The sequence below is a fragment of the Mesorhizobium erdmanii USDA 3471 genome (assembly GCF_000472705.1).
GTDB lineage: Bacteria > Pseudomonadota > Alphaproteobacteria > Rhizobiales > Rhizobiaceae > Mesorhizobium > Mesorhizobium erdmanii.
Genome location: NZ_KI421454.1, coordinates 376,236 through 400,337 on the forward strand (window position 1 = coordinate 376,236; position 24,102 = coordinate 400,337).

The window sequence follows — 24,102 nt, forward strand, 5'->3', positions numbered from 1 at the left end:
TCAGTTGCCCGCCTCGACCGTGATGAGCCGACCTTCGGCCTGCTTGGCGACCAGCGAGGGCGCGGTCATGAGTGCGGCGACAGCATTTTCCCGTGGGTTTGATCATAGAAGACATCCGCTGCTGCATTCGGGAGGGTCCCTGCATCGAACGTGCCAGAGCAAAACATGAGCAAAGCAACGGAAGCAGGTTTGCGATCCTGTCGAGTATCCGACATTGAGGCCGAAACCTTGCACCGGCTGCGCAAAGCCACGTGCAGTCTCCCTCGGGACCGGGAATACACCGCCAATGCCGATACGCTCGGCACGCTGCTGCTGCCGAGCGATCCGCATTCTTCGTCTCGAGAAAGAACCGCGGTTCTACCAGGCGTCAACTTCCGAACTCTTTGGTTCGGTCCAGGGCATCCCGCAGCAGGAGAGCACTCCGTTTTATCCACGCTCGATCTATGCGGTGGCGAAGGTCTACGCCTACTGGATCACCATGAACTACCGCGAGGTATACGGGCTCTATGGCATCCTGTTCAATCACGAAGGGCCGACGCGCAGCGAAACTTTCATCACGCGCAAGGTGACGCGTGCGGTGGCTCGATCATGGCCGGCAAACGGGACGTCTCTATCTCGGAAACCTGGAAGCAAAGCGCGACTGGGGCTCGGCGCGCGCCTATGTCGAGGGCATGTGGCGCATCTTGCAGCATCAACGTGACGATTTCGTGCTGGCAACCGGCGAGACACACACGGTCCGCACCTTTGTCGTGGCTTGCCTTCAGGCGAGTCGAAAAAGAGATCGCCTGGGAGGGCGAAGGCGTTGACGAGGTGGGCCGTGAACGCATGAGTAATGAAGCGCTGATCCGGATCGACAAACGCTGTTTCGGGCCAATCGAGGTTGACCTGCTGATCGGCGATGCCTCCAAGGCAGCCGTCAAAACTCGGTTGGAAGCCGAAGAACACTTTCGATGAGTTCGTCTCGGAAATGGTCGAGGCTGACTGCCGCGCCTACGGGATCGGGTTAGCGTGACGTGAAAACACGATGACTTCGCGGGCATGTGCATCTTGCCGTTTCAGGGACGTCGGCATTTCACGCCCGCCGCGGTCAGCCGGCGTCAGTCAGTTCCTATCGTTTGGATCGGCAAATTCACACATCCTGCAAAGCAGAAAACCAGCCGCTCCATTCATGCGATCGACGATTTCGCAAAAAACTGGGCTTTTAAAGAGATCGCCATATTCGTCGCATAGAAGGTTGCCCAATACGTGACGCCGCTCAAAATCCATGGAGCAGAGAGTAACCTCGCCGTTTGGAAGGAGTACATTCCGATACTGCCGTTCGTCCACGCATATCAGCGCTCCGACGACTGGCTGCCGTGGTTCTACAATCTTAGGGTCTACGCTTCCACCCCTGCTGCTCACCGGTCGCGCGCGAACTAGGGCTTGGGCAGGGATAATGTCGGCGATATCGGGATGGGGCTCACCCAAAACCAAGAATCGGATCGAAGGGATGTCGGCGTCGACGAGTTGACCAACCAAATCGCGATACTTGTCTCCGACAAGGCGGCTATTCATGTGGGCGCCATCATCAAAAACATGAACCACGAATACCCCCAACCGCAGCGCCTGCAACCGCTGTAGATCCTGCCCCTTCATTCCCACAAGCGTCGTGAAAATCCTGATGCCGTGGCCTTTGGCGGAAGCGTGCTCGACCATTTCGGTGCAATCCGGATTGAGCCATGGCTCAGAATACCCGGCAAAACTAATGTCGACGGAGGCTGGTACGCGCGCCAGACAGCGCTTGAAATCTCCAAGACTAAGATGCTTCGTATCAGATACTTTTCTTTGCCGGTCAGCGAACTTGTCCTGCGGACAATATGAACATCCCACGATGCATCCTGTGGTCGTCGTTATCTCCAAAACTCTGCCGGCTGGGATAGCAGAGCGCAGCTCCGGTAAAATCATTCGTTGTGACTCCCACTCGTCTTGGTCATGCATAACGTCCAGCATGGTGTCTTTGGCTTCATGACACCGACGGTCAAGACAGTCCGAATGAGCCCAGCCATCTCCGCCTTGGCAGCAGTCAACAGCCGGTTTCCTCAATCGGCCGAGCGGACTATCAACGAACTTTGGGCGCATCGGCGCGGCAGGGCGGCGCAACCGCAAAGTCGCCCGTCAGCCATTGCCAAGGTGTAGCCGTGACCGTTGAGCGGGCGCGCCGCCGAGATGGCGCAGCAGACCATCAATCGTCTCGCGTTCTTATGCGGTCAGCCACTCAATATTGCAGCATCTCCAGCAAAGGCCGTGCCAGCGCGCTTAGCCGCAGCAACTGCACGAGTAGGCTTCGAGAAACCTCACGCCCAAGGCGGCCGGTGGTTTTGGACCAGACATGTTTTTGTCGCTGTCAGCTTTTGGACATGCATTTCAGACGCTTGAGGACAGACTTGGCTGTCTCCCCTGCGGTAATGTTGGCGTCGGCTCATCATCTAGCATCATTTCGGCGCCGGCTGTGTGCGCGGAAGATCTACACGACCTGACCGCCGCGTGCAGCGACTGCCTGCCGGCTCATAGCTGATCTTTTCTCCTGAAGCCGGCGATGGGCCAGGCCGTCGAGTGCGTGCTGCCGGATGCTGCGTATGCTGTTTGGCTAGACGGCGGATACCGCGTCACCTCCATATTTTCGCGACAGAGGTTTGGTGGCGCCGCAGGCCTTCTTGCTACATCACCGCAGTGCTCGGGAATTCGTATCTGATCCGCGTGAGGCGAAGACCTTCTCTCTCGACTGGCTCGCCGAGGCCGTCTGTCCTGCGGGCACCGAACGATTTCTCATTTGGCATGGCGCATGCGCGTCGATCCGCAAACCCCCGTCATGAGGACAAATCGGAGCTGGCCGCCACTCCACCTCCTCCTACCACGAGGGCAGACGGGAAGCAGCGCCTTCAAATGAGGAACAAAATCACTTTACCTCGAATCTTGCCTCTCGATCACATCCGGAGCCATGGAACCGCGTCCGCGACCATCGCCTCGCGCTCCAAGGCAATTGCCAGCGCAAATGGCTACGCGCGATTACGCCATGCATCCCTTGCGAGGCTACGACAGCACCTCGGAGAGCCTCGCCGCCATCATGCAGACCGATCTAAGCCCACCTGATCCAGCACAAAGGAATTTCAAACATGCACCAAGATACCGTCCGTGGGAAAGCTTTCGCCATGCACAGCCCGGCCTACCCGGCCGGCCCATATCGCTTCCGCAACCGGGAGTATCTGATCATCACATATCGCACCGATCCGCAGAAACTGCGCGACCTTGTGCCGGAGCCGCTTCAGGTGTGCGAGCCTATGGTCAAGTTCGAGTTCATTCGCATGCCGGACTCGACGGGCTTCGGCGACTACACGGAAGGCGGACAGGTCATCCCTGTCTCCTTCTGTGGCCGCAGGGGGAGCTATACCCACTGCATGTTTCTCGACGACCATCCGCCGATAGCGGGCGGACGCGAGTTGTGGGGCTTTCCCAAGAAGCTCGCTAGCCCAACGCTCCGAACGGAGACGGATACCCTTGTTGGCACGCTGGACTACGGGCCGGTCCGCGTCGCGACGGGTACCATGGGCTACAAGCACCGAGCCGCCGACCTCGCGAGCGTGAGGGCCTCGCTCGCTGAACCGAATTTCCTCCTCAAAATTATCCCGCATGTCGACGGCACGCCGCGCATCTGTGAGCTCGTGGAATATCATCTAGAGGACGTCCATTTGAGGGGCGCCTGGACCGGCCCGGCAGCCCTGAACCTCTGGTCGCATGCGCTTGCCCCCGTCGCCGAACTGCCGGTGCTGGAAGTAGTCTCGGCAGTACACCTCGTCGCAGATCTCACGCTCGCGCTCGGGAAGGTCGTCCACGACTATCTCGCGGAAGCCTAGCCTCGCCATCGGAAAGGGAGAACCATGAACTTTTACTGTGATATCTCATTGAACCAACGCGATGGGGAGCTGGTGGACGGCTTCTCGACAAGGAACGCCACTGACAATCTCATACAACGTCTTTCCAGCTACCTAGGCTTAGAGGACATTCCGCCGCTTTGCAGCGAGTGCAGGCGCCTCGCGAGTAAGAGCGATTGCCCTTGCCCATCCTCCCTGCTTTTGGTGCAACATATGCTCGCTGCCGTTTACCAGCGGCTTGACGCCATTGACTGCCTCTCAGAGCAAGGCGCCATAAGACTGAAGGCTTTTACCGATTATCTGGCGGCGGTCGTTCGAATAGCTTCAGAGAGCGGCGACGCGGCACCCTGGATCGATCTAGCAACCCGGTTTAGCGCTCTTTTCGATCCCGACGAGGTTGCCCATTGATCTCGTGCTTATCGCTTTTTCGTGGAACGAGCAGCCTCGTCGGCAGATGCGTCATCGATCGCCAGCGGCGTGCCGGCGCATATGCGAGCGTAAAAGCGCCGAGCAGCCGGTGATGTATCTCGAACGTGACGACGCCGATTGGCGCGATGCGCGTTGGCTGGGGGCTCTCGTGCCCAAGCATGGGGGTGCGTTCCCATTCCGCGGCATCGTACTCGCGATCCCGGTCTGTGCCGTGCTCAAGCAAACGAGCGAGCCGCCCCAGGTTGCGGATTTAGACAATCGTTGATGGAGTTGGCTGGCGAATTGGCGCGTTCGGCCATCGGTTGGAAGACCGGCTTGAGGGGGGCCAACGAAACGGAATTGGCGAAGCCACGCTGGAGTATGCCTTCACTGGGGTCGCGTCCCTGCACGGGCTGTAGCGCAGCGTTCGCGAAGCCGCTCGCGAGCGCGCCCTCATAGCGCTGAGCGGGTGAGCGGCTTCGGGGCGGGCGCAGAGGCTGGGTAGACGGGCCGGACTCACCTCACCCGGTCCAGCCACGACATGCATCGCCAAAGGCAACGACCCCGCTGACCGCGCCCGCAAGGGGGGAGATTGGCCGTCATCGCTGCCTTCGCCAATCTCCAAGGCTAGAAGTTTGGAGCCGCCAGGGAAGCTGCCGCTCCCCCCTTGCGGGGGAGATGGCCGGCAGGCCAGAGAGGGGGGCTGTCCCGCCAGCGTTAGATCACATTCAATTCCCTGAACGCCCGCCCTTCAGCGACACGGCTGTACCCAAACGCCGAGCAGTCCACCGTGCGGTAGCCGCCGTGCACGATCAGCTCGGCCAGCGCCTTGCCGACCGCCGGCGCCTGCTGCAGGCCGTGGCCGGAAAAACCATTGGCGAAGAGGAAATTCTTAACCTGCGGATGCGGGCCGATCACCGCGTTCTGGTCGAGCGTGTTGTAGTCGTAATGGCCGGCCCAGGCGCGTGTGGGGTTGATCGCCTCGAAGGCGGGAATGCGGGTCGCCAGCACCGGCCAGATCACCTCTTCGAACAGCGGCCAGTCGACCTCGAAATCGGTGGGGTCGGCCGGGCCGTCGCCTTCTTCCGGTTCGGCGCCGCCAGTGAGATAGACCGAGCCTTCCGGCCTGACATAGATGCCGGAGGGATCAACCAGAAGCGGCATGTCGGCATATTTCTCGCGCGCCTCGAAGACGAAGACGTTGCGCTTGCGCGGCTCGACCGGAAACACCAGCCCCGCCATGGCAGCCACCGTGCCGGCATTCGGCCCGGCTGAGATGACGACGATGCCGACTTCCAGCCTGTCGCCATTGTCGAGGCTGACACTGGTCACGCTCTGGCCGTTCCACCTCCGCCTTGCGCATGACTGGAGAGATTTCCGGAGGGCGTCGCCTCCCGAGCAATGCTTTTCATGTTCGTTTCTCTTCGTAAGATCGATTATTTCGATGGAGCCCATCTACGTATGAATGCAGGCGTCACAGTAGAGTTTGAACAGCATCGGTGCGGGTCCGCAACCGTCATCGAGCCAAAAACAGGGGCAATGTCGGCTTTTCAAAGATCCATCTGGTCACACCGCCAAAGAGCCGCTCACGCAGCCGGCGGCTGCCATAGGCGCCCATGACTATCATGTCGGCAGAAATGTCGATTGCGTGCTGCGCAAGCACCGTGGCCGCCGATTTGCCGGCACTTGGCAGGAGGTCAACCGACACCCGAGCACCGTGCCGAGTGAGATAGGCAGCGATGTCGGCTCCAGGCTCCGCGCCGTTCCCGTTGTAGTTGGCCTTCGGATCGACCAGGGCGACACGAACTTCCTCAGCAACGCATAGGAGGCCCAGCGCTTCTCGAACCGCACGGGACGCCTCGACTCGCGAATCCCAACCGACCAGGACGCGCCGTGGCCACAGCGTCGCCTCAGCCCCCTTCGGCACAACGAGCACCGGCTTTCCCGTATCGAACAAGCAGCCATTGACCACAGGAGGTCCGAGATTCTCGTCGTTGAGGAGCCCTGGTCCAACAATCGTGAGGTCGGCGCAGAGCGCCCGCTGTCGTGCCACTTCACCGAGGCTGGCCGGATCGTAATAGTCGGTGTCAACGTCATAGGCGAGCGACATAGCTTCCAGCAGTTTCTGGATATCTCTGGAGTGTTTTTCCAGTCTGACCGCGTCCTGTGTAAATCGATCGATTTGCCGAAACCGATCGTTCAATCTGGCAATTGCCTGTCCACGTCCTGCCGGCCACTCGGGGACACCATCTCCGATCCGCCGATGCGACATAAGGAGCATCGGAGCGGGTATAATCAGTACGGAAAGGTGTGCGCCGATTTCCGCACACAAGCCGGCAGCAGTTCTGACGTCCTGATCGGAATGGTCAGCGCCGGTCAAACAGAGTACCGTTTTAAAGCCCATTTTCCTGTTTCTTCCTGAGTATCCGTTGAGGGCGTTTCAGGCCGCAAGACCGGCTCACAGCGCGAGGAAAGGGAGTGGCACCACACTCGGCACTCAATTCAGCCGTCCAGCTTCTCGAGCGAGTAGCCGGCCGACCTGACGGTACGGATGACGATACCCGTCGAGGCCGCCTCCAGAGCCCTTCTGAGCCGACTGATGTGGACGTCGACTGTGCGTACACCGACATGGATATTGGCCGGCCAGGCCCCGCCGATCAGCTCGTCCCTACTGAAGACCTTGCCGGGCGCCTCGAGCAAATGCCGCAGCACGTTGAACTCGATCGGTCCGAGATGGATGTCATGGCCATTGCCGCAAACCCGGTGGGCATCGAGCTTCATCTCAAGGCTGCCATAGGAAAGCCAGCTGTTGTTTTCAATCGCGTTTGAACCCGGCTTCGGCAGCGCCAGCCTCGTCCGCAGACAATCGAGCAGCTTGGCCGGCGCCACAGGCCGCACAAAGCTCTCGTCAATGCCGGCCTTCAACAGATCGAGGTGCTGGTTCTCGGCGCCGGGCGCGATCAGGGCAATGATGGGCAGGCCGCCGGTTCGGGGCTCCCGCTTGAGCCGGGCGCAGATTGCGGACCCGGTAAGGCTCGTTGAACCGCAGTCCAGCACCACGGCCTGGAAGTCGCGATCGTCGGCCATTGCAAGTGCTTCCTTCGCGCCGCCTGCCGGCTCACTGACGAACCCGTCCACCTCCAGTATGTGGCTGAGGAACAGATAGAACTCCGCATCTTGCGAACAGATCAGGACGCGTGGCTTCATCAGCGCTACCCCGAGAACCAAATTGGCCTCGACCGCATCGGCCGCGTGGGCTGGCCATCGCGGCTCCTCAAGGCCTGACATGATCCTCTTGCTCGAAAATCGGTTTCATGCCCGTGCCACCTCGGGATAGGCGTCGATGGCTGCGATGGCATCGTCGACCAGTTTCGTACCGGCCGCGGCGAGTTTGCAGAACGTCTCGAAGCCGAATCGATGGACGTCGCGCACGGTCTTGGACAGAACGACCAGCCGCCCGGCGGTGAAAAGCACGCGCCCGAACCCCTCATGGCTCATTTCGATCATCGGCGATGCCATCAGGCCGGAGCGCTCCTCGATCGCAAGGGCGACGGCAGTGTAAAACTTGTCGAGCCTCCACAGCACGTCCGGATCGGGATCGCCGATGATCGGAATCGTACGCCGCTGTTCCTTGCTGACGATGAAGTCCGCCAGCAACTCGGCGTCCGCTTTGCCGTCCCAGGACCCGTGGGAATCTTGAGCAAGGATCAGCCGCACGAGGCACTTGACGAACGGGCTGGCAAGGGCCGCCTCGTCATCGTTGACAGCATGGCTGATCGCGACTTCAAACATTTTGCTCTTTCCTCGTTTCAGTCCTCGTCCTCGAAGGAGGGTTTCTTTTCGGCGACACCGGCTTCGGCCAGCACCTTGCGCAGCCAGGGCGGAGGACAGGTTCTCAGCATCATCTGCGTGCGCAACAGCACCTCTTGGATGGTTTGTGGCTGCGGCACCTTGATTGGATGGATTTTTGCCGAAATAACCTTGGCTGCCGAAGGCCCGCCAATGGCCAGACAAAACAGCAGGTGGCATCCCTTCAGCGCCTCCACCTTCGGCGTGATGCGGTCATCGCCCTCGGTCCGACGCTTCCCGCTCTCATCGGAAACGTCATCGAAGGCCAGGGCTTCCACGAGATGCCACTCCTCGCGCGTCACGTCGTAGACAGCAAAGCGCTTGGCCGACCCGAAATGGGCATTGAGACCCTTCATGTCTTGCGTGGCGATGGCTACGCGCAATGCGCCTGCTCGTCGTTCAGGCATCGGTGCGTGAACCTCGTCAGTGACGAGTGAGAGGCGACGAACGGAGCTCATCTGGCATTTCTCGATTACGGAATGGGTCAAGCGCCTCAGGTGTCGGCGCGCGCTGGTTGGCCTGGAAGATATTGGCAACATCGAAGATCAGGTCGCGGGTCCCCCGGTACAGGATTGTGAGCTTATGCTGGCTGCCCAGCCGGTCAAAGATTGGGAAGCCGACGCGCATGAGCGGAATCCCAAGGCGTTGCGACGCCTGGCGACCGTGGGAATGTGCTACGAGAAGATCCGCGCCCGCTGCATGAGCTTCCAAATCGCCGAGATCGCCGATCTGAACCCACTCCGCCGGTACTTTTTGCAGAATCTTCGACATATCGGTCGTCGTGACCGCCGCCGCGATGTCGCAGCCCATGTCGGTGAAGAAGGTTGCGAGTTGATAGAGTTGGTCTGGTTCAGCCGCGATCGCAATTTTCTTGCCTCCGAAATGGAAATGTCCGTCGAGCAACGCATCCTGCAATTGCGCCCGATGACGGCGCACCCGGGCCGGCACCGCCGCGCCCGAAACCGCCGATAGCAGCGAGACGAACCGGTCAACAGCCCTCAATCCGGTCAGCGACTGGAACACCGCGTAAGGCACGCCGGTCAACCCGTGCAGCGTTTTCGCCGGGTGGCGCATGTGCTCGCCGATGACGATGCATTGCGCCGCCGTGCCAAGCTCGCGGATTTCCTCGACGCTGGTGCCGCCATAGGTAGTGGTTACCCAGCGGTCAGGAACCGTGCCATCGAGTGAGCCGGAGACGTCCGGCAGGATAACCGGCTTGAGCCCAAAACTTTCAACCATGTCACGCAAATGCTCGACGTCAGCGACAGTGAGGTTGCATCCGGGCAGGATCGCGATCTTCTTCGGCTGCCGGGTCCGTGCGCCCGACCGTGTAATCCCTTCGATCATCGCCGCGACAGCCTTGGCCCAGCCTTCTTCGATAGCGCCGCCGAAATCAGGCGTGTTGGCCAGCACAACCTCCGTACCCGCGAGCTCTTCCGCATGCTTCAGCTTGACGTTGGCGATATCACTCGCGCAGTCTTCGCCACGGGTCTCCACCAGCGCGGTCGTGCTCACTCCTATCAGCTTTGGCTTAGTGCGGGTTTTGAGGTTGAGGATCGCCTCTTCCAGATGGTCCGCTCCGCCGAGTATGGTTGCCACCTCATCCATCGCCGTTGTCTGCAAGGGGATCGCTTCCTTGAAATGCCGCACGAAGAGCACGAGCGCGAAGCTGGTGCAGCCTTGGCCGCCGTGGAACAGGGGCATCGCACCCTCGACTCCAAGAAAAGCGAAGGCGGCACCCAGCGGCTGCGACGACTTCAGCGGGTTGACCGCCGCTGATTTGATTTTGCGAAGGATGCGGACCATCGGATTTCCTCAACGGTTGCCGAAGCGGTGAGCCGTCGCGCCAGCGAATTCATTGAAGGCGTTCACAGTCGCGGTCCCGTTCTTCGTGCTCGCCAGATCGTCCTCCCCGGCAGGCTGGCGATCCCACGGCGCCGGCTCCCGCACCTGGTCCCAGATCGGGTTATGAATGGCGAGGTCGATCTGCCGGACAAGTTCCACCATGCCGTCATAGCCGGCATAAGGATGTTGGCGCTCCTGGTTGATATCGAGCCAGGGCGTCTTGGCCTTCAGGGCGATGAATTGCGTGCGCCCGCCCGACAGCATGATGTCGGCCTGGTGTTTTGAGAGCATGACGTAAAGATCGCGCGCTGCCATCTGCTCGAACATGTGGTTTTCGTCCTTGAGGATCCGTTTGATCCGCTCCTTGTCTTCGACTGTGGATTTCTTGACCGAGGTGCCGACGATCTCCATGCCGATCTCCATCAGCGCGTGGACGACTGACCAGGACTTCACACCGCCTGTATTGAGAAGCACGCGCTTGCCTTGAAGCCGCCGGCGGTAGGCCTCGAGCTTCTTCCACGCAATCGCCTCCTGCTCGGCAATCAGCGTCTCTGTGCGATCGAGGATCTCCGCATCGGCGCCCTTCTTCACCAGCAGCTCAGCAATGTTGCGAAGTGCTTCGGAGGTATCGGTTATGCCGTAGAAGGAGCCCTCGAAGAACGGGATGTCCCAGCGCTCCTCCATCTTGCGGGCCAGATTGATGAGTGCGCTCGAGCACACCAGCATAGCCGCCCGGGCGCGGTGCGCGGATGCAACGTCGATGTAACGCGCATCGCCCGGAATGCAGGCGCGCACCCGGATGCCAAGCCGATCAAGCAGCGGCTTCACCAGCCAGAATTCGCCGGAGAGGTTGAATTCGCCAAGGACGTTGATGTCGTAGGGCCCGGCCTCGTCGGGTTCCACCGTGCCGATGACATGATCGAGCAACGCTTCGGCGGCGAGTTTGTTGCCGAGGTTCTTGGAGCCGGCCAAGCCCGGCGCATTGATCGGCACCACGGCCAAGCCGAATTTTTCGGCCGCGCGTTTGCACACGGCCTCGATGTCGTCGCCGATCAGCGCCGTCACGCAGGTCGAATAGACGAAGACTGCCGGCGGCGCATATGTTTCCTTGATCTCGCGGATCGCCCTGAACAGCTTCCGCTCGCCCTGCCCCATCACGACGTCGAGTTCGGTGAGATCGGTTGTAAAGCTTGTCCGCCACAGGGTTGGCCCGGACGAAGCTGCGCCTCTGTTGTCCCAGGAATTGCCCTCGCAGGCGAGCGGCGCATGGACCAGGTGCGCAACGTCGGTGATTGGCTGCAGGACGATCTTGGCGCCGTCAAAGGCGCAGCCGCCGGCTGCCGCCCCGGGGGTCAGCGGCTTCGAGCAGCCCTGCTTGCGCGCCTTGGCATCCTTGCCGCGGTTGTTATCGCAGGCGGGCTCGTCGAAAACGTCCTGGATCTTGGCACTGAGCGAGGTCATTGCGTCAGTCTCCGAAGTCGATTGGGCAATGGACGGCCTCGACGAAAAGCCGGCACGGGCTTAGCGGGTGAGGTCATAGGAATAGTCCGTCACGCCCGTTTCGCTCGTCTCGCGATCGAGCTTGTCGAATATCTTGTCGAGGATCGTCGTCAGCACGCGTAATCCACCCTGGTAGCCCATGAGGGGAAAGCGATGGTGATGGTGCCGGTCGAAGATTGGAAACATCAGCCGGATCAGCGGCGTGCCGGTGTCGCGCTCCAGATACTTGCCATAGGAATTGCCGATCAGCAGGTCCACCGGCTCTGTAAACAGCAGCGAACGCATCGCCCAGAGATCCTTGCCCGCCCAGATCTGGGCATCCTGGCCAAAGGACGAGGATGCAAGCAATTCCTTCATCTCGGCCTCCCAGGCCGATGTGCCGTTGGTCGCGAGGCAATGTGTCGGCTCGCCGCCGGTCTCCATGACGAAGCGGGTTATGCCGTAGACGAAGTCCGGATCCCCATAGATTGCGTACTTCTTGCCGTGCAGCCATGACTGGCTGTCCGCCATGGCGTCAACCAGTCGGCCGCGCTCCATCCGAATTGTCTCGGGGATCTCCTGGCCGGAAATCGCCGAGACCTTCATCAGGAATTCGTCGGTCGCCTGGACACCCAGCGGATAGTGGAAGGATGCCGTCGCCTGCCCGACCTCGTTGCAATATTCCAGCGTCTTGCGGGTGTTGTAATGCTGCAGCGACAGTGTCGCCTCCGCGTTGAGCGCCCCTTTCACGTCTTCGATCTTCGTGCCACCGTCATACATGCGGTATTCGCCGTCCGACGGCGTGTCGAACTGGTCAGAGGCGTCCTGAATGACGGTATAGGTGACACCCATCAGGTCGAGGAGGCGCTTGAGTTCCCGGTTGTTTCCGACGCAGAATCCGTCGAAGCCTGGAATGATGTTGATGGTCCCAGCGGCTTGCGAGCGCTCGCTGCCCTTCCAGAAATGCTCCAGCACGCCCTTCACCATGCCGTCATAGCCATCGACATGGCTGCCGACGAAGGCAGGCGTATGAGCAAAAGGCACGTGGAAGTCGCTCGGGACCGAGCCTTCGTTCTTGGCGTTCTCGATGAAGCTCCGCAGGTCGTCGCCAATGACTTCGGCCATGCAGGTGGTCGAGACGGCGATCATCTTGGGGTCGTAGAGCTTGTAGGTATTGGCGAGCCCGTCGACCATGTTCTTCAGGCCGCCAAACACTGCCGCGTCCTCGGTCATCGAGGAGGAAACCGCTGACGAAGGCTCCTTGAAATGTCGCGACAGATGCGAGCGATAGTAGGCAACGCAGCCCTGGCTACCGTGAACGAAAGACATGGTCCGCTCGAAGCCCGCGGCCGCGAACACCGCGCCGAGCGGCTGGCAGGCCTTGGCGGGGTTTATGACAAGCGCCTCGCGAGCGAGGTTCTTTTCGCGGTATTCCCAAGTCTTGGTCAATTCGCGTTGATCGGTGACGATCTGATCAGGGTGCGGACATTCGAAACTCAGCTTCTTCTCGGCAAGCATTTGTCTATATTCCGGCTCGCGGAACAATGGAGCATGGTCGAGAACTTTTTCGGCCGATTGCGGCATGGTGGTCACCTTTTCCATCTGGCCGCGGCAAGCGGCAGCACAGGGACATCGAAACTTGAAGGGCCTCTCGCGGATCGAGTGCCCCCGAGCATTTATCGGCCTCCCTGCCTGGCAGGGAGGCCAGTCCTCATTCGGCGGCGACGGCCCTCAGCGGTGCGTCCTTCATCTTCTTCCACGGCGCGCGGTAGAGACCCCAGACCGGGTTGTTGATGGCCAGATCCATGTCGCGGGCGAAAATGGCGAAGCCGTCATAGCCGTGATACGGGCCGGAATAGTCCCAGGAGTGCATCTGGCGGAACGGGATGCCCATCTTCTGCACCGGGTACTTCTCCTTGATACCGGAGCCAACGAGATCAGGGCGGATGCCTTCGATGAACTTCTCCAGCTCGTAACCGGTGACATCGTCATAGATGAGCGTGCCATTTTTCACGTAATGGCCGGTGCGCTGATAGTCGTCGTTGTGGGCGAACTCATAGCCGGTGCCGACGATCACCATAGCGAGGTCCTCGTAAGCAGTGATGACGTGACGAGGACGTAGCCCGCCGACATAGAGCATCACCGTCCTGCCTTCGAGGCGCGGTTGGTACTTGGCGATGACGGCATCGACCAAGGGCCGGTATTTGGCGATGACCTTTTCGGTCTTCTCCTCGATTTCCGGGCCGAAATGCTTGGCGATGTTGCGCAGAGAGGCCTCGATCTGGGAGGGGCCGAAGAAATTGTATTCCATCCAGGCGATGCCGTACTTTTCCTCCATGTGCCGGCAGATGTAATTCATCGACCGGTAGCAGTGGATCAGGTTGAGCTTGGCCTTGGGAGCGCGCTCTATTTCGGCGAGTGTGGCGTCGCCCGACCAGTTGCCGACCACCCGAAGCCCAATCTCTTCGAGCAGGATTCGCGAGGCCCAGGCATCGCCGCCAATGTTGTAGTCGCCGACGACGTTGACGTCGTATGGGCCGGACTCGAACGCGACATCGTCCTTGTCGAAGACCCAATCGCGGATCGCATCATTGGCAATGTGGTGGCCGAGCGATTGTGAAACGCCGCGGAAACCTTCGCAGCGCACCGGTACAATCGTCTTTTCGTGCTCCTTGGCTTTCTTGCGCGACACGGCCTCGATATCGTCCCCGATCAGGCCGATCGGGCATTCGGACTGCACCGAGATGCCGCCACTGAGCGGAAACAGGTCCTCGATCTCGTCGATGATCTTTTCCAGCTTTTTGTCACCGCCGAAAACGATGTCCTTCTCCTGGAAGTCGGAGGTGAACTGCATTGTCACGAATGTGTCGATGCCTGTCGTGCCGACGTAATAGTTGCGGCGTTGCGACCAGGAATATTGCCCACAACCGACTGGCCCGTGCGAGATGTGGACCATATCCTTGACCGGACCCCACACCACGCCCTTGGAGCCGGCATAGGCGCAGCCGCGGATTGTCATCACGCCCGGAATGGATTTGATGTTCGATTTGACGTCGCATTCGGAAAGGCCCTTGTCCTCCCCTTCGGCCTCGTCCTTGCTCGTTGCGACACTGAGGTGCTTCTTGCGACGCTTCGCCGCCTTGTCTGGATATTGGGACAGCACGTCTTCGATAAGCTTCGCATGCAAAGCGCCGTCATTCTCATAGTCGAGGCCCATGGGACCTGCCCCTTTCAAGGTTCCGGTAACGCCTCGCCAACGAGGCCTTGTTTCGTAAGAAAGGGGCGCCAGGTCACGGTCGGCGCCCCCTGTCGGTAGCGGCAGTTACTGAGCGACGGCCAATTTCGCTTCCTTGGCCTGAAGCTCGGCAAGCATCTGCTCGTCCGTCTTCATGATGCCGAAGTCGAGCAGCATGTCCTCGAGCTCCTCCATGGTGATTGGGGTCGGGATGGTGCCCTGGCCCGAATTGACATGGATCTTCTCGGCCAACGCGCGGTACTCCCCTGCCTGTTTGGAGTCCGGCGCATACTGGATTACCGTCATCTTCCTCAGTTCGGCGTGCTGGACGATGTTGTCGCGCGGCACGAAGTGGATGAGCTTGGAATTGAGCCTGGCGGCCAGCGCCTCGGAGAGGTCGAGCTCGCGGTCGGTCTGGCGCTCGTTGCAGATCAGCCCGCCGAGCCGCACGCCGCCCGAATGGGCGTATTTCAGGATACCCTTGGCGATGTTGTTGGCGGCATAGAGCGCCATCATCTCGCCGGACATGACGATGTAGATTTCCTGGGCCTTGTTTTCGCGGATCGGCATCGCAAAGCCACCGCACACCACGTCGCCCAGCACGTCGTAGGAGACATAGTCGACATTGTCATAGGCGCCGTTTTCCTCGAGGAAGTTGATCGAGGTGATGACGCCACGGCCGGCGCAGCCGACACCCGGCTCGGGGCCGCCGGACTCCACGCACTTGATGTCTTTGTAGCCGATCTTGAGCACGTCCTGGAGTTCAAGGTCTTCCACAGAACCTTCCTGGGCGGCGAGATGCAGAACCGTATCCTGCGCCTTTGCGTTCAGGATCAGCCGGGTGGAGTCGGCTTTGGGGTCGCAGCCGACGATCAGGATTTTCTGTCCGAGGTCGACCAGGGCGGCTAGCGTATTTTGAGAGGTGGTGGACTTGCCGATGCCTCCCTTTCCGTAGAATGCGATCTGACGCAGACCTGACATGTTGCTTTCCTTCCTTCTTCCATCCATAGCGGCTACCCGCGACTTCAATGCCGGTCGGCAGATCCCGCCGCCTCGCACCGATCGTTTCAAAACTCGTGCCAATTTGGCCGGTTGGATCGAAGAAGAAATTTTATGATTGCTTTTCAGCTATTTAACATTTGGCAAAAATATTAAATTGGCTAAATAAACTTGTGTCGCGGGCCCGACAAAGGCGACAGGAGATGTCGGATGGTGTTGATTGTGACCTGTATACCTCGCAGACCGGAGAGGGTTGGGGATGTCAGGCAGCGAGTCTGAGCCGATTTTGATCGGAAGACCGCGCAACATCGATCCTGGCGGTTCTTTGTCCGGCTGCCTCGATCTCGAGACGATGGGGCAGGATCGGCCATGGTCAAAAAGGTTCCATCGTATGACTTTCAGAGCGCGGTTGTATCGACGGAAACGTGTTTCAGCATCGAGATCGCCAAGGTCGAGCGTGTGATAGTCAGGGTTCGATAGCCATTTGAAGCGCCGGTTGAGGTGAACCAATCCAGCCAGTGCTCTGCCACTCACAGTCATACGGCATAGCGTCTTCGCCATCCGACACGATGTAAGGCTCGTCGCCGGGCTTGCCTCGCGAAAAGCGGATCGCACTTTCCCGGGCAAAACCGTCGAGATCGCGGGCGGCGGCGAAAACCTCGCTATTGCCATTAGCTGCCTCGATCCGGCCGAGCGCAATTTCAACCGTGACTATCGGAGGAAGCGTTTCTCGTCGGCCTTGGCTTTTTCCATACCCTGAAGCCGGAAAATTTCCTCGACGGGGATGATGTCCTTATGGACGTTGTGCACGCCACCGTCGGCGATGATGCGGCGGAAGGTGTCCTGCATGGCGGTCGTGGCGGCGCGGATGCCGTAATTCCCGTAGATCACCATGCGGATATTGCCGAGCGCCTGGATGCGGGGCGCGTCGAGCTCCGGATAGGCATTCGGCACGATGGTGAGCGGCACATCGCCATCCCAGGCGCGCGCGAAGCTTTCAATCTCGGACGGATCCTTTTTCTTGGAATGAATCAGGATCATGTCCGCCCCGGCTTGCGTATAAGCCTTGGCGCGTGCGAGAGCTTCCTCCTCACCGAGACCGGCGATCAAGGCCTCGGTGCGGGCGATGACGAGGAAGTCAGGATCGGGGCGGGTGCTGATGGCCGCCTCGATCTTGCCCCGGAATTCCGCGACCGGGAGCAATTCTTGCCGTCCGCCCGCGGCGAGGCTGGTAACCTTCGGGAAGGTCTTGTCCTCGATCACGACGGCCGAGGCGCCGGCGTGCTCATATTCGGAGATGGCATGGATCACATTGATCGCATTGCCGTAGCCGGTGTCGATATCGGCGACGATCGGCAGCGACGACCGGCTGGCGATCGCACGCAGCATGTCGAGATGCTGCGTCATCGAAATGAGGCTCATGTCCGGCAGGCCGTAAAGGGCGGAGAGCTCGAAGCCCGAGGCCCAGAGACCGTCAAAGCCCGCTTCCTCAGCCAAGACGGCCGAAAGCGGGCTGTGGGCGGCCATGATATGGACGAGGCCCCGTTCGGCTATGCGGTCACGCAGCTGCTTCGCTTTGCTCATGGGTCTTCTCGCTTTCGGAAAGGGCGGTGCAGGCTGCGAGGATGCGGCCGCAGGCGCGCTTCAACTCGTCCTCGGATGCGGCATAGGAAATGCGGATATAGGGTGAGGCCATGAAGCCGCTGCCGGGCACGACCGCGACGCCGAACTCTTCCAGAAGATGCATGGCGAAATCCATGTCACTCTCGATCACCTTGCCCTTGCCGGTCACCTTGCCGATGACGCCGGCGCAGGAGACGAAGATATAGAAAGCGCCGTTCGGAACGCGACACTTCAGGCCCTCGGCATGATTGATCTGCTCGACAACGAGATCGCGGCGCTTGCGTAAGGCGGATACGAAATCGGCGATGTGGTCTTGGTTGCCAGCAATGGCTTCGATCGCTGCATATTGCGAGATCGAGCTGGTATGCGACGAGGTCTGGCCCTCGATCGTGTTCATCGCCTTGACGAGATCCTTTGGACCGGCACCGTAGCCAAGGCGCCAGCCGGTCATGGCGCTGGACTTGGAAACCCCGTTGACCGTCAGCACCCGGTCGATGAGGTCCGGCGCGGCCTCGGCCATCGTGGCGAAAGGCACGCCATAGACGAGCTTTTCATAGATATCGTCGGAAAGGACGTGGACATGGCTGTGTCGGCGCAGGACCTCAGCCAGAGTGGCCAGACAGGCCTTGGAATAGACCGCGCCGGTCGGATTGTTCGGCGAGTTCAGCATCAGCCACTTGGTGCGCGGCGTGATCGCCGCTTCCAGGTCCTGCGGCTTCAGCTTGAAACCCAACCGCTCGGGGCAGGGGACGAGCACCGGCTCGCCGCCGGCGAGCCGTACCATGTCCGGATAGGAGACCCAGCAGGGTGTCGGGATGATGACCTCGTCCCCGGCATCGAGGCTGGCGAAGAGTGCATTGAAGACCACCTGCTTGGCGCCACAGCCGACGGTAATCTGATCGATGTCGTAATCGAGCCCGTTGTCCCGTGAGAGCTTCTCCCGGATCGCCTCGCGCAGCGGCTTGACTCCGGCAACCGGCGTATAGCGCGTCTTGCCATTGAGGATGGCGGCGATGCCGGCCTGCTGGACGGGTTCTGGCGTGTCGAAATCCGGCTCACCTTGGCTCAGCGTGACGATATCGGCACCTTGTTCGCGCAAGGCGGTCGCCTTGGCGGTCATGTCTTTTGTCTGGGAGGGGCGGACGGCCTGGAGTCTTTTGGCTAGTAGGGGCAAATGGATATTCCTCAAACCAGGGGAGTTTATGCCCAGAGCTAGATGAGGCGCCCTTTGCTCGCCAGTTTTTGCATCGCGGAATGCGGGCAAAATGATCGCGTTTTGCGATGCAATTGCGCCAGGAAAATTATTTCGCTGTGCTCTCCTCCTCGGTCTTTTTCCGGCAGAGCCTTGTGAGCCAACGACAGAAGGCGCGGGCGAGATCCGGATTGCCGCTGCGATCGACCGCATAGGCCCGGTACTGCATGCCGCTCGGCGCGCGCGAGTCGGGAAGGACCTCAAGAAGCCCCTGTTTGATCAGGTCCGCGACGACGATATGCGGCGTCACCAGCAAGGTCTGGCCGGTCGTTACCGCCGGCAGCGCCAGGTAGTGATGGTCGTAGCGTGCCCCGGAGATGATGTCCGACGTCTTCAGATCCATGCCGCGGAGCCAGGTCGGCAGGATGTCCGGCCGCGCGGTGACGGCAATCAGCGGTGTGGTTCGCAGCGCTTCGAGGCCGCGGCCGGCGACACAGTCGGGCGACCCGACGCAGACGAGTTGTTCATCATAGAAATCCCAGCGATCTCCCGGTTCGGTCAGCGTCAGGTCACGGGTCAGGAGGACATCGAAGCTGTCGTTTGAGGCGGGGGCCGACAGGGTGCTGATGACGTCGACCGTGACGCCGCCCATTTCCTTCGAGAAGTCGTTCAAATTGGGAATCAGCAGCGTATAGGCGAACGTCGAGAGCGACGTCCTTACGACGAGCCGGTTGGCATCTTTCCTGTCACCACGGCGCATCCGCTTTGCCGTAAAGAAAATCGTGTCGAGCGGCTCGGCAACGGCGTCGGCGAATAGCCGCCCGAAATCCGTCAACTGACTCAGGCGTCCGTGCCGTTCGAGCAGCTTGGCGCCGAAATACTCTTCCAATACCGCGAGGTGGCGGCTCACCGAGCTTTGGGTGATGCCAAGGGTTTTCGAGGCCCGAGTAACGCTGTTGTCTCGTGCGACCTGCACGAAAGCCCGAACAGCATTGAGCGAAAGATCCTTTTCCTCGTCCAAAATCTCACCCCTACCCGCGCCCTCATCCATCCCGATTCGTAGGCCAATTATCGCAATATTCGATACATGTCACGCGCCTGTAACAAAACGCTTTGATCTTCTGCCGCGGTAATAGTTCAGTAAGGGGGTGGGTTTCCGCCGCGCTCGGCTGAAGAGGTAAAGTACTATGGCAGCCATCACTATCGAAAAAATAGAAAAATCCTTCGGCGCCACGCCTGTGTTGCGTGATGTCTCGCTCAAGATCGCCGACGGCGAGTTCCTGACGCTGCTTGGTCCCTCGGGCTGCGGGAAGTCGACGCTGCTGCGGATCCTGGCAGGGCTCGAGGTGCAGACCGGCGGTTCGGTCGCGATCGGTGAACGCGTGGTTGACGGCGTGCGGCCGAATTGGCGCGACGTGGCGATGGTGTTCCAGTCCTACGCGCTTTACCCGCATATGACGGTTCAGGAGAACATGGCAGTGCCGCTCCGGATGCGCCGGCTTTCCGCCTGGCAGCGCCTGCCGCTGGTCGGGCGTTTCCGGCCGGGAACGAAGGCGGTTGCCGCCGAGATCGAGACCGAGGTGATGCGAACAGCCAAGGCGCTCGGCATCGGCCATCTTCTGGCGCGCAAGCCGGGCCAGCTTTCCGGCGGCCAACGCCAGCGTGTCGCCGTCGGGCGCGCCATGGTGCGCCAGCCGGCTGTCTTCCTGATGGACGAGCCGCTCTCCAATCTGGATGCCAAGCTGCGGGTGCAGATGCGCGCCGAAATCAAGGAATTGCACGACCGCCTCGGCGTCACCTTCGTCTATGTGACCCATGATCAGTCCGAGGCCATGACCATGTCCGACCGGGTCGCGGTCATGCTCGACGGCGAGCTTCTACAGGTCGCTGCGCCGCAGGAGATTTATGCCAATCCCGATGACCTGCGCGTGGCCGAGTTCATCGGCTCGCCAAAGATCAACAAGCTCCAGGCACGCGTGCGCGATGGCGGACTGGCCGAAACGGCGGGTACGAGCTTCACCATTCCTGCGGATATTGCGTTGGGGACCGATGTTGCTCTTGGAATCCGGCCCGAGGCCTTCCATCTCGTCGAGGCCGGCGGCCACAACATCCTGACCGGTGCCGTACGCCTGGTCGAGCACATGGGCTCCGACCTTTACGTGCATCTCGACGTTCCGGGGACACACCATCCCGTCATCGCCCGCCTGCTTGCCGAGCGTGCGCCGCAGATAACATTCGGCCGGACGCTGCATCTCGGCGTCAAACCGGAAAGGCTGCTCCTCTTTGCCGGGGACGGGCGGCGCCTGCGTCCTCACGACCATAAAAGCGCCAGCCTCGTGAAGATGAAGGAGCGCGTGCAATGAGAAGCGCCTCGTCCGCCACAGCGGAAGCGATCACATCCCCAGCTGATCGCGGCGCTTCACAGAAGGCACTGCGCCGTCACCAGATTGCGGAGATGCTGGCAGCCTGGTCGCTCGCCGGCCCGGCGCTCCTACTGCTTATCGTCCTGTTCTTCCTGCCGGTCTTCGCCGTCATTGCCGTCGCGCTTACCGATTGGCAGTTCGGGGCAAGTTCGTTCACCTTCGTTGGCCTCGCCAATTTCCGCGAACTCTTAGCCGACGAGGTGTTCCGCGCCTCCTTCGTCAACAGCATCCTTTATGTCGTGATCGTCGTGCCCGGGACCATCGTTCTGGGTCTCGCCATCGCGCTGCTCATCGAAAGCGGCAAGTCGTTCCGCGCCTTCTATCGCGCGATTCACTTCCTGCCATTCATGGCAACGCTGACGGCCACGGCGATCGCCTGGGAGGCGTTGCTGCATCCGACCATCGGACTCGTCAACCAAACGTTTGTCAGTCTCGGCCTGCCGACGGCCAATTGGCTGCGCGACGAGAACACGGTCCTGCCGGTGCTCGCCATTATCGGCGTCTGGCAGAACCTCGGCTATGCGATGGTGCTGTTCTTGGCGGGCATGAAGTCCATCCCCCAGGACCTCTATGACGCCGCCGACATCGATGGCGCGGACGCCTTTCTCGACCGTCTGCGCACCGTAACGCTGCCGATGCTCGGGCCCGTCACCATGTTCATCTTCATTGTCGTGGCGCTGAAAGCCTTCGAGACCTTCGACACAGTGCAGATCCTGACCCAGGGCGGGCCCGGCCATGCCTCGGAGATGTTGCTCTACACGCTTTACCGCGAGAGCTTCCAATATCTGCGGACCGGCTACGGCGCCTCGGTCGCGGTTGTCTTTCTCTTCATTGTTGTAGCCCTCACGCTGATCCAGGCGCGTGTGATGGATAAGAAGGTTCACTACCAATGAGGGCGCAACGCCTTGCACCGCCGTCGGCCATCGTTCGCCATGCGGTCCTTTTAATCAGCGGCGCGCTTATCCTCATTCCATTCGTCTGGATGGTGTCGCTGTCGATCAAGTCACCGGGAGAAATCTTCCGCGCGTCCTTCAGCTTTTGGCCTGAGCAGTTCTATGGCATCGAGAACTACACCGAGGCGCTGACGAGTTCACCGCTGCCGCGCTACATGCTTAACGGCGTCGTGGTCTGCGCCGCAATCCTGGCGCTCCAGATCGTGATCTGTGCGCCGGCGGCCTACGCACTCGCCAAGCTGGACTTCCCCGGTCGCAACCTGCTCTTCGCGCTGGTGCTGATCGCCCTTCTTCTGCCGCACGAGATGCTGGCGCTTCCGCTCTTCATCCTCGGTGCCAAGCTCGGGATTCTGAACAGTTATGCGGGGCTGGTCTTCCCTTACGTGGTCTCGCCCTTAGGCATCTTCCTGTTCCGGCAGTTCTTCAAGACGATCCCCGACGACGTCGTCCATGCCGCCAGGCTCGATGGCTTCTCTGAGCTTGGGATAGTCTCGCGCATCATGGTGCCGATGGCGCTGCCCGCGATCATCGCCTTCGGCATCTTCTCCGTCGTCAGCCACTGGAACAGCCTGTTTTGGCCGCTGATCGCTGTGCGTGATCAGAACCTAATGCCGCCGCCGCTCGGTATCATGGTCTTCAAGAACGAGGAGGCTGGGAACGACTACGGTCCCCTTATGGCGGCATCTACCCTAGTCGTCCTTCCACTCATCATCGCCTTCCTCTCTGCTCAAAGGTGGTTCGTTGAAGGGCTGACCGGGGGAGCCGTCAAGTGAAGTTATGGCGATCCCTCAACTGACGCGGATCGAAGGCTACAAACAGATGAACCGAGGAGTTGGTTATGGAAATTAACAGAAGAGAATTGCTTTCAGGTCTCACTGCACTGACAGTCTTGGGAGCTGCGGGACGATCGAGCTATGCAGCGGGCAACGGTATGCAGTTCGGCACCGTATCGTCTGCGTCACTCAAAGGAATCAACGGCACTGCAGAGCAGGAATTCGAAGCTCGCTTCCCCAGCATCGAAGTCCGGCAAGTTCCGCTGGGCGACAATTGGGAACCCGCCGTCCAAACCTTGCTGCGCCAGGCAATTGTTGGTGACAAGCCCCATTTCGTTCAGCAGGCATTGAACTATACCAAGCTCCTTACCAGCCGAAAATTGGCGCAACCGCTCGACGAGTTCATCGAAGCAGACGGAGGATGGGAAGCGCTGGGTCTGCCGGCAGCAATGAAGGAAACCGTCTCGGTGGACGGGAAGGTTTACGCCATCCCCTATGCAACGACGATCCCGGTGCTGTACATCAACCGTGATCTGGTCAAGGCTGCAGGATCTAATCCAAACAGCTTCCCAAATACCTGGGCGGAAATATTCGAAATTTCCAAAAAGATCCATGGTTCGAAAAAGGACGTCATAGGAATCAATCTTGAATATGATTCCTCCTCAGCCTGGATGTTTCAGACTTTCCTGATGGGTTATGGCGGGCGAATGATGAGCCCCGACGACTCAGCGATAATGTTTAACAGCGACGCGGGCGAAAAAGCTCTTGAGCTCATCGCCGAATTTGGTCGCTCCGGTTTCGTCGATATGTCGTCTGCACAAGCAAGGCGGGCATTCAGTGCCGGCACTCTTGGCATCAACATCCGCACCGCCTCCGGTATTCCCGGGGTAGTGAAGGAGAGCGCTGGAAACTTCGACTTCGACATTAAGGCGCTTCCGGTTCTGTCCAAGGAGGGACGAATCCCCGGAGCCGGCAATGGTCTGATGATGCTGACCGACGATCCCGAGAAGCAGAAAGAAGTATGGGAATTCTTCAAGTTTATGTTGAGCGGAGCTGGCCAGAAGATTCTGGTCGAGAACTCCGGATATATGCCAGTCAATCAGAACGTGGCGAAAGCCGGCGGCGCGCTGAGCGACTTCTTTGATGCGCATCCCTTACAGAAAGCTTCGCTCCAACAGCTTGATCGTACTGTCGATTGGTACGCATTCCCAGGCGATAACTCGGTGAAGATTTTCGATGTAATGATCGAGTCTCAGCGCAAGCTCATTGCCGGTCAGACCACTCCAGAAGAGGCCATGGCCACTATGGTCGACGTGACAACAAAGCTGCTTGGCCGGTGAGTTGTTCCAGTGGGAGGCACGATTGCCTCCCAGCCCCAGACCACAGCGAAAATAGATGGGCGGAATGATCTACGA

General features: G+C 60.1%; 19 protein-coding genes and 2 pseudogenes. 7 read left to right on the forward strand and 14 right to left on the reverse strand.

Annotated features, from left to right (window positions below):
• Positions 1-239 precede the first annotated feature (239 nt).
• Positions 240-1,012, forward strand: a pseudogene (locus tag A3AU_RS1000000138660) (GDP-mannose 4,6-dehydratase); the annotation flags it as partial.
• Positions 1,013-1,101: 89 nt separating this feature from the next.
• On the opposite strand, the gene A3AU_RS0132215 reads toward A3AU_RS1000000138660, so the two are convergent.
• A complete protein-coding gene (locus A3AU_RS0132215) occupies positions 1,102-1,944 on the reverse strand; it encodes a radical SAM/SPASM domain-containing protein (RefSeq protein ID WP_027056520.1) in 843 nt (280 codons plus the stop codon).
• 1,208 nt (positions 1,945-3,152) lie between these two features.
• Here A3AU_RS0132215 and A3AU_RS0132220 point away from each other — a divergent pair.
• Positions 3,153-3,890, forward strand: a complete 738-nt coding sequence (locus tag A3AU_RS0132220; protein ID WP_027056521.1) for an acetoacetate decarboxylase — start codon at positions 3,153-3,155, stop codon at positions 3,888-3,890.
• 1,143 nt (positions 3,891-5,033) lie between these two features.
• Here A3AU_RS0132220 and A3AU_RS01000000136650 read toward each other — a convergent pair.
• From A3AU_RS01000000136650 to nifH, 10 genes and pseudogenes are all read right to left on the reverse strand, one after another.
• Positions 5,034-5,657: pseudogene (locus A3AU_RS01000000136650) on the reverse strand (NAD(P)/FAD-dependent oxidoreductase); the annotation flags it as partial.
• A 175-nt stretch (positions 5,658-5,832) separates the two neighbouring features.
• Positions 5,833-6,720 carry a universal stress protein gene (locus tag A3AU_RS0132240; protein WP_027056523.1) on the reverse strand — a complete coding sequence of 296 codons (888 nt, stop codon included), beginning with the start codon at positions 6,718-6,720 and terminating at the stop codon, positions 5,833-5,835.
• A 98-nt stretch (positions 6,721-6,818) separates the two neighbouring features.
• A complete protein-coding gene (locus A3AU_RS0132245; protein ID WP_027056524.1) occupies positions 6,819-7,604 on the reverse strand; it encodes a response regulator transcription factor in 786 nt (261 codons plus the stop codon).
• 24 nt (positions 7,605-7,628) lie between these two features.
• Complete coding sequence (locus tag A3AU_RS0132250) at positions 7,629-8,108, reverse strand: NifX-associated nitrogen fixation protein (protein ID WP_027056525.1); 480 nt, start codon at positions 8,106-8,108, stop codon at positions 7,629-7,631.
• Between the two features lie 17 nt (positions 8,109-8,125).
• Positions 8,126-8,623 (reverse strand): nitrogen fixation protein NifX, encoded by a 498-nt coding sequence (gene nifX / locus A3AU_RS0132255; protein WP_027056526.1) that lies wholly within the window; start codon positions 8,621-8,623, stop codon positions 8,126-8,128.
• The gene (gene nifN / locus A3AU_RS0132260; RefSeq protein WP_027056527.1) at positions 8,589-9,971 is read right to left on the reverse strand and encodes a nitrogenase iron-molybdenum cofactor biosynthesis protein NifN; all 1,383 of its coding nucleotides are present in this window, start codon (positions 9,969-9,971) and stop codon (positions 8,589-8,591) included. Before nifN ends, nifX begins: the two co-directional genes overlap by 35 nt.
• 9 nt (positions 9,972-9,980) lie before the next feature.
• On the reverse strand, positions 9,981-11,471 hold the full coding sequence (gene nifE, locus A3AU_RS0132265; protein ID WP_027056528.1) for a nitrogenase iron-molybdenum cofactor biosynthesis protein NifE: 1,491 nt from the start codon (positions 11,469-11,471) through the stop codon (positions 9,981-9,983).
• 60 nt (positions 11,472-11,531) lie between these two features.
• Positions 11,532-13,073 carry a nitrogenase molybdenum-iron protein subunit beta gene (nifK, locus tag A3AU_RS0132270; RefSeq protein WP_027056529.1) on the reverse strand — a complete coding sequence of 514 codons (1,542 nt, stop codon included), beginning with the start codon at positions 13,071-13,073 and terminating at the stop codon, positions 11,532-11,534.
• 127 nt (positions 13,074-13,200) lie between these two features.
• Positions 13,201-14,706 (reverse strand): nitrogenase molybdenum-iron protein alpha chain, encoded by a 1,506-nt coding sequence (gene nifD / locus A3AU_RS0132275; protein WP_027056530.1) that lies wholly within the window; start codon positions 14,704-14,706, stop codon positions 13,201-13,203.
• A 105-nt stretch (positions 14,707-14,811) separates the two neighbouring features.
• Positions 14,812-15,705, reverse strand: coding sequence for a nitrogenase iron protein (nifH, locus tag A3AU_RS0132280; protein ID WP_006331760.1), 894 nt, complete (start codon positions 15,703-15,705; stop codon positions 14,812-14,814).
• Here nifH and A3AU_RS1000000139400 point away from each other — a divergent pair.
• Entirely contained in the window at positions 15,704-15,841 is a 138-nt protein-coding gene (locus A3AU_RS1000000139400; RefSeq protein WP_154674713.1) for a hypothetical protein, read from the forward strand. The two genes, nifH and A3AU_RS1000000139400, sit on opposite strands and share 2 nt — an antisense overlap.
• Positions 15,842-16,434: 593 nt before the next feature.
• Here the strand turns inward: A3AU_RS1000000139400 and A3AU_RS0132285 are convergent.
• From A3AU_RS0132285 to A3AU_RS0132295, 3 genes are all read right to left on the reverse strand, one after another.
• A complete protein-coding gene (locus A3AU_RS0132285) occupies positions 16,435-17,307 on the reverse strand; it encodes an isocitrate lyase/phosphoenolpyruvate mutase family protein (RefSeq protein ID WP_027056531.1) in 873 nt (290 codons plus the stop codon).
• Complete coding sequence (locus A3AU_RS0132290; RefSeq protein ID WP_081709753.1) at positions 17,282-18,466, reverse strand: pyridoxal phosphate-dependent aminotransferase; 1,185 nt, start codon at positions 18,464-18,466, stop codon at positions 17,282-17,284. The genes A3AU_RS0132285 and A3AU_RS0132290 overlap by 26 nt, the downstream gene beginning before the upstream one ends.
• Positions 18,467-18,647: 181 nt before the next feature.
• Positions 18,648-19,559 (reverse strand): LysR family transcriptional regulator, encoded by a 912-nt coding sequence (locus A3AU_RS0132295; protein ID WP_027056533.1) that lies wholly within the window; start codon positions 19,557-19,559, stop codon positions 18,648-18,650.
• Positions 19,560-19,725: 166 nt separating this feature from the next.
• Between A3AU_RS0132295 and A3AU_RS0132300 the strand changes: the two genes are divergently transcribed.
• The 4 genes from A3AU_RS0132300 (at position 19,726) to A3AU_RS0132315 (ending at position 24,027) form a co-directional block, all read left to right on the forward strand.
• On the forward strand, positions 19,726-20,901 hold the full coding sequence (locus A3AU_RS0132300; protein ID WP_027056534.1) for an ABC transporter ATP-binding protein: 1,176 nt from the start codon (positions 19,726-19,728) through the stop codon (positions 20,899-20,901).
• Between the two features lie 92 nt (positions 20,902-20,993).
• Positions 20,994-21,854 carry a carbohydrate ABC transporter permease gene (locus A3AU_RS0132305; RefSeq protein WP_081709754.1) on the forward strand — a complete coding sequence of 287 codons (861 nt, stop codon included), beginning with the start codon at positions 20,994-20,996 and terminating at the stop codon, positions 21,852-21,854.
• Positions 21,851-22,687, forward strand: a complete 837-nt coding sequence (locus A3AU_RS0132310) for a carbohydrate ABC transporter permease (protein WP_027056536.1) — start codon at positions 21,851-21,853, stop codon at positions 22,685-22,687. The genes A3AU_RS0132305 and A3AU_RS0132310 overlap by 4 nt, the downstream gene beginning before the upstream one ends.
• A 65-nt stretch (positions 22,688-22,752) precedes the next feature.
• Positions 22,753-24,027, forward strand: a complete 1,275-nt coding sequence (locus tag A3AU_RS0132315; RefSeq protein WP_081709755.1) for an extracellular solute-binding protein — start codon at positions 22,753-22,755, stop codon at positions 24,025-24,027.
• The last annotated feature ends 75 nt before the right edge of the window (positions 24,028-24,102 follow it).

Coding starts and splice junctions, on each gene's coding strand:
- A3AU_RS0132215 (WP_027056520.1), bottom strand. CDS start 1,944: ATGATTTTACCGGAGCTGCGCTCTGCTATCCCAGCCGGCAGAGTTTTG.
- A3AU_RS0132220 (WP_027056521.1), top strand. CDS start 3,153: ATGCACCAAGATACCGTCCGTGGGAAAGCTTTCGCCATGCACAGCCCG.
- A3AU_RS0132240 (WP_027056523.1), bottom strand. CDS start 6,720: ATGGGCTTTAAAACGGTACTCTGTTTGACCGGCGCTGACCATTCCGAT.
- A3AU_RS0132245 (WP_027056524.1), bottom strand. CDS start 7,604: ATGTCAGGCCTTGAGGAGCCGCGATGGCCAGCCCACGCGGCCGATGCG.
- A3AU_RS0132250 (WP_027056525.1), bottom strand. CDS start 8,108: ATGTTTGAAGTCGCGATCAGCCATGCTGTCAACGATGACGAGGCGGCC.
- nifX (WP_027056526.1), bottom strand. CDS start 8,623: ATGAGCTCCGTTCGTCGCCTCTCACTCGTCACTGACGAGGTTCACGCA.
- nifN (WP_027056527.1), bottom strand. CDS start 9,971: ATGGTCCGCATCCTTCGCAAAATCAAATCAGCGGCGGTCAACCCGCTG.
- nifE (WP_027056528.1), bottom strand. CDS start 11,471: ATGACCTCGCTCAGTGCCAAGATCCAGGACGTTTTCGACGAGCCCGCC.
- nifK (WP_027056529.1), bottom strand. CDS start 13,073: ATGCCGCAATCGGCCGAAAAAGTTCTCGACCATGCTCCATTGTTCCGC.
- nifD (WP_027056530.1), bottom strand. CDS start 14,706: ATGGGCCTCGACTATGAGAATGACGGCGCTTTGCATGCGAAGCTTATC.
- A3AU_RS1000000139400 (WP_154674713.1), top strand. CDS start 15,704: ATGTTGCTTTCCTTCCTTCTTCCATCCATAGCGGCTACCCGCGACTTC.
- nifH (WP_006331760.1), bottom strand. CDS start 15,705: ATGTCAGGTCTGCGTCAGATCGCATTCTACGGAAAGGGAGGCATCGGC.
- A3AU_RS0132285 (WP_027056531.1), bottom strand. CDS start 17,307: ATGAGCAAAGCGAAGCAGCTGCGTGACCGCATAGCCGAACGGGGCCTC.
- A3AU_RS0132290 (WP_081709753.1), bottom strand. CDS start 18,466: ATGACCGCCAAGGCGACCGCCTTGCGCGAACAAGGTGCCGATATCGTC.
- A3AU_RS0132300 (WP_027056534.1), top strand. CDS start 19,726: ATGGCAGCCATCACTATCGAAAAAATAGAAAAATCCTTCGGCGCCACG.
- A3AU_RS0132305 (WP_081709754.1), top strand. CDS start 20,994: ATGCTGGCAGCCTGGTCGCTCGCCGGCCCGGCGCTCCTACTGCTTATC.
- A3AU_RS0132310 (WP_027056536.1), top strand. CDS start 21,851: ATGAGGGCGCAACGCCTTGCACCGCCGTCGGCCATCGTTCGCCATGCG.
- A3AU_RS0132315 (WP_081709755.1), top strand. CDS start 22,753: ATGGAAATTAACAGAAGAGAATTGCTTTCAGGTCTCACTGCACTGACA.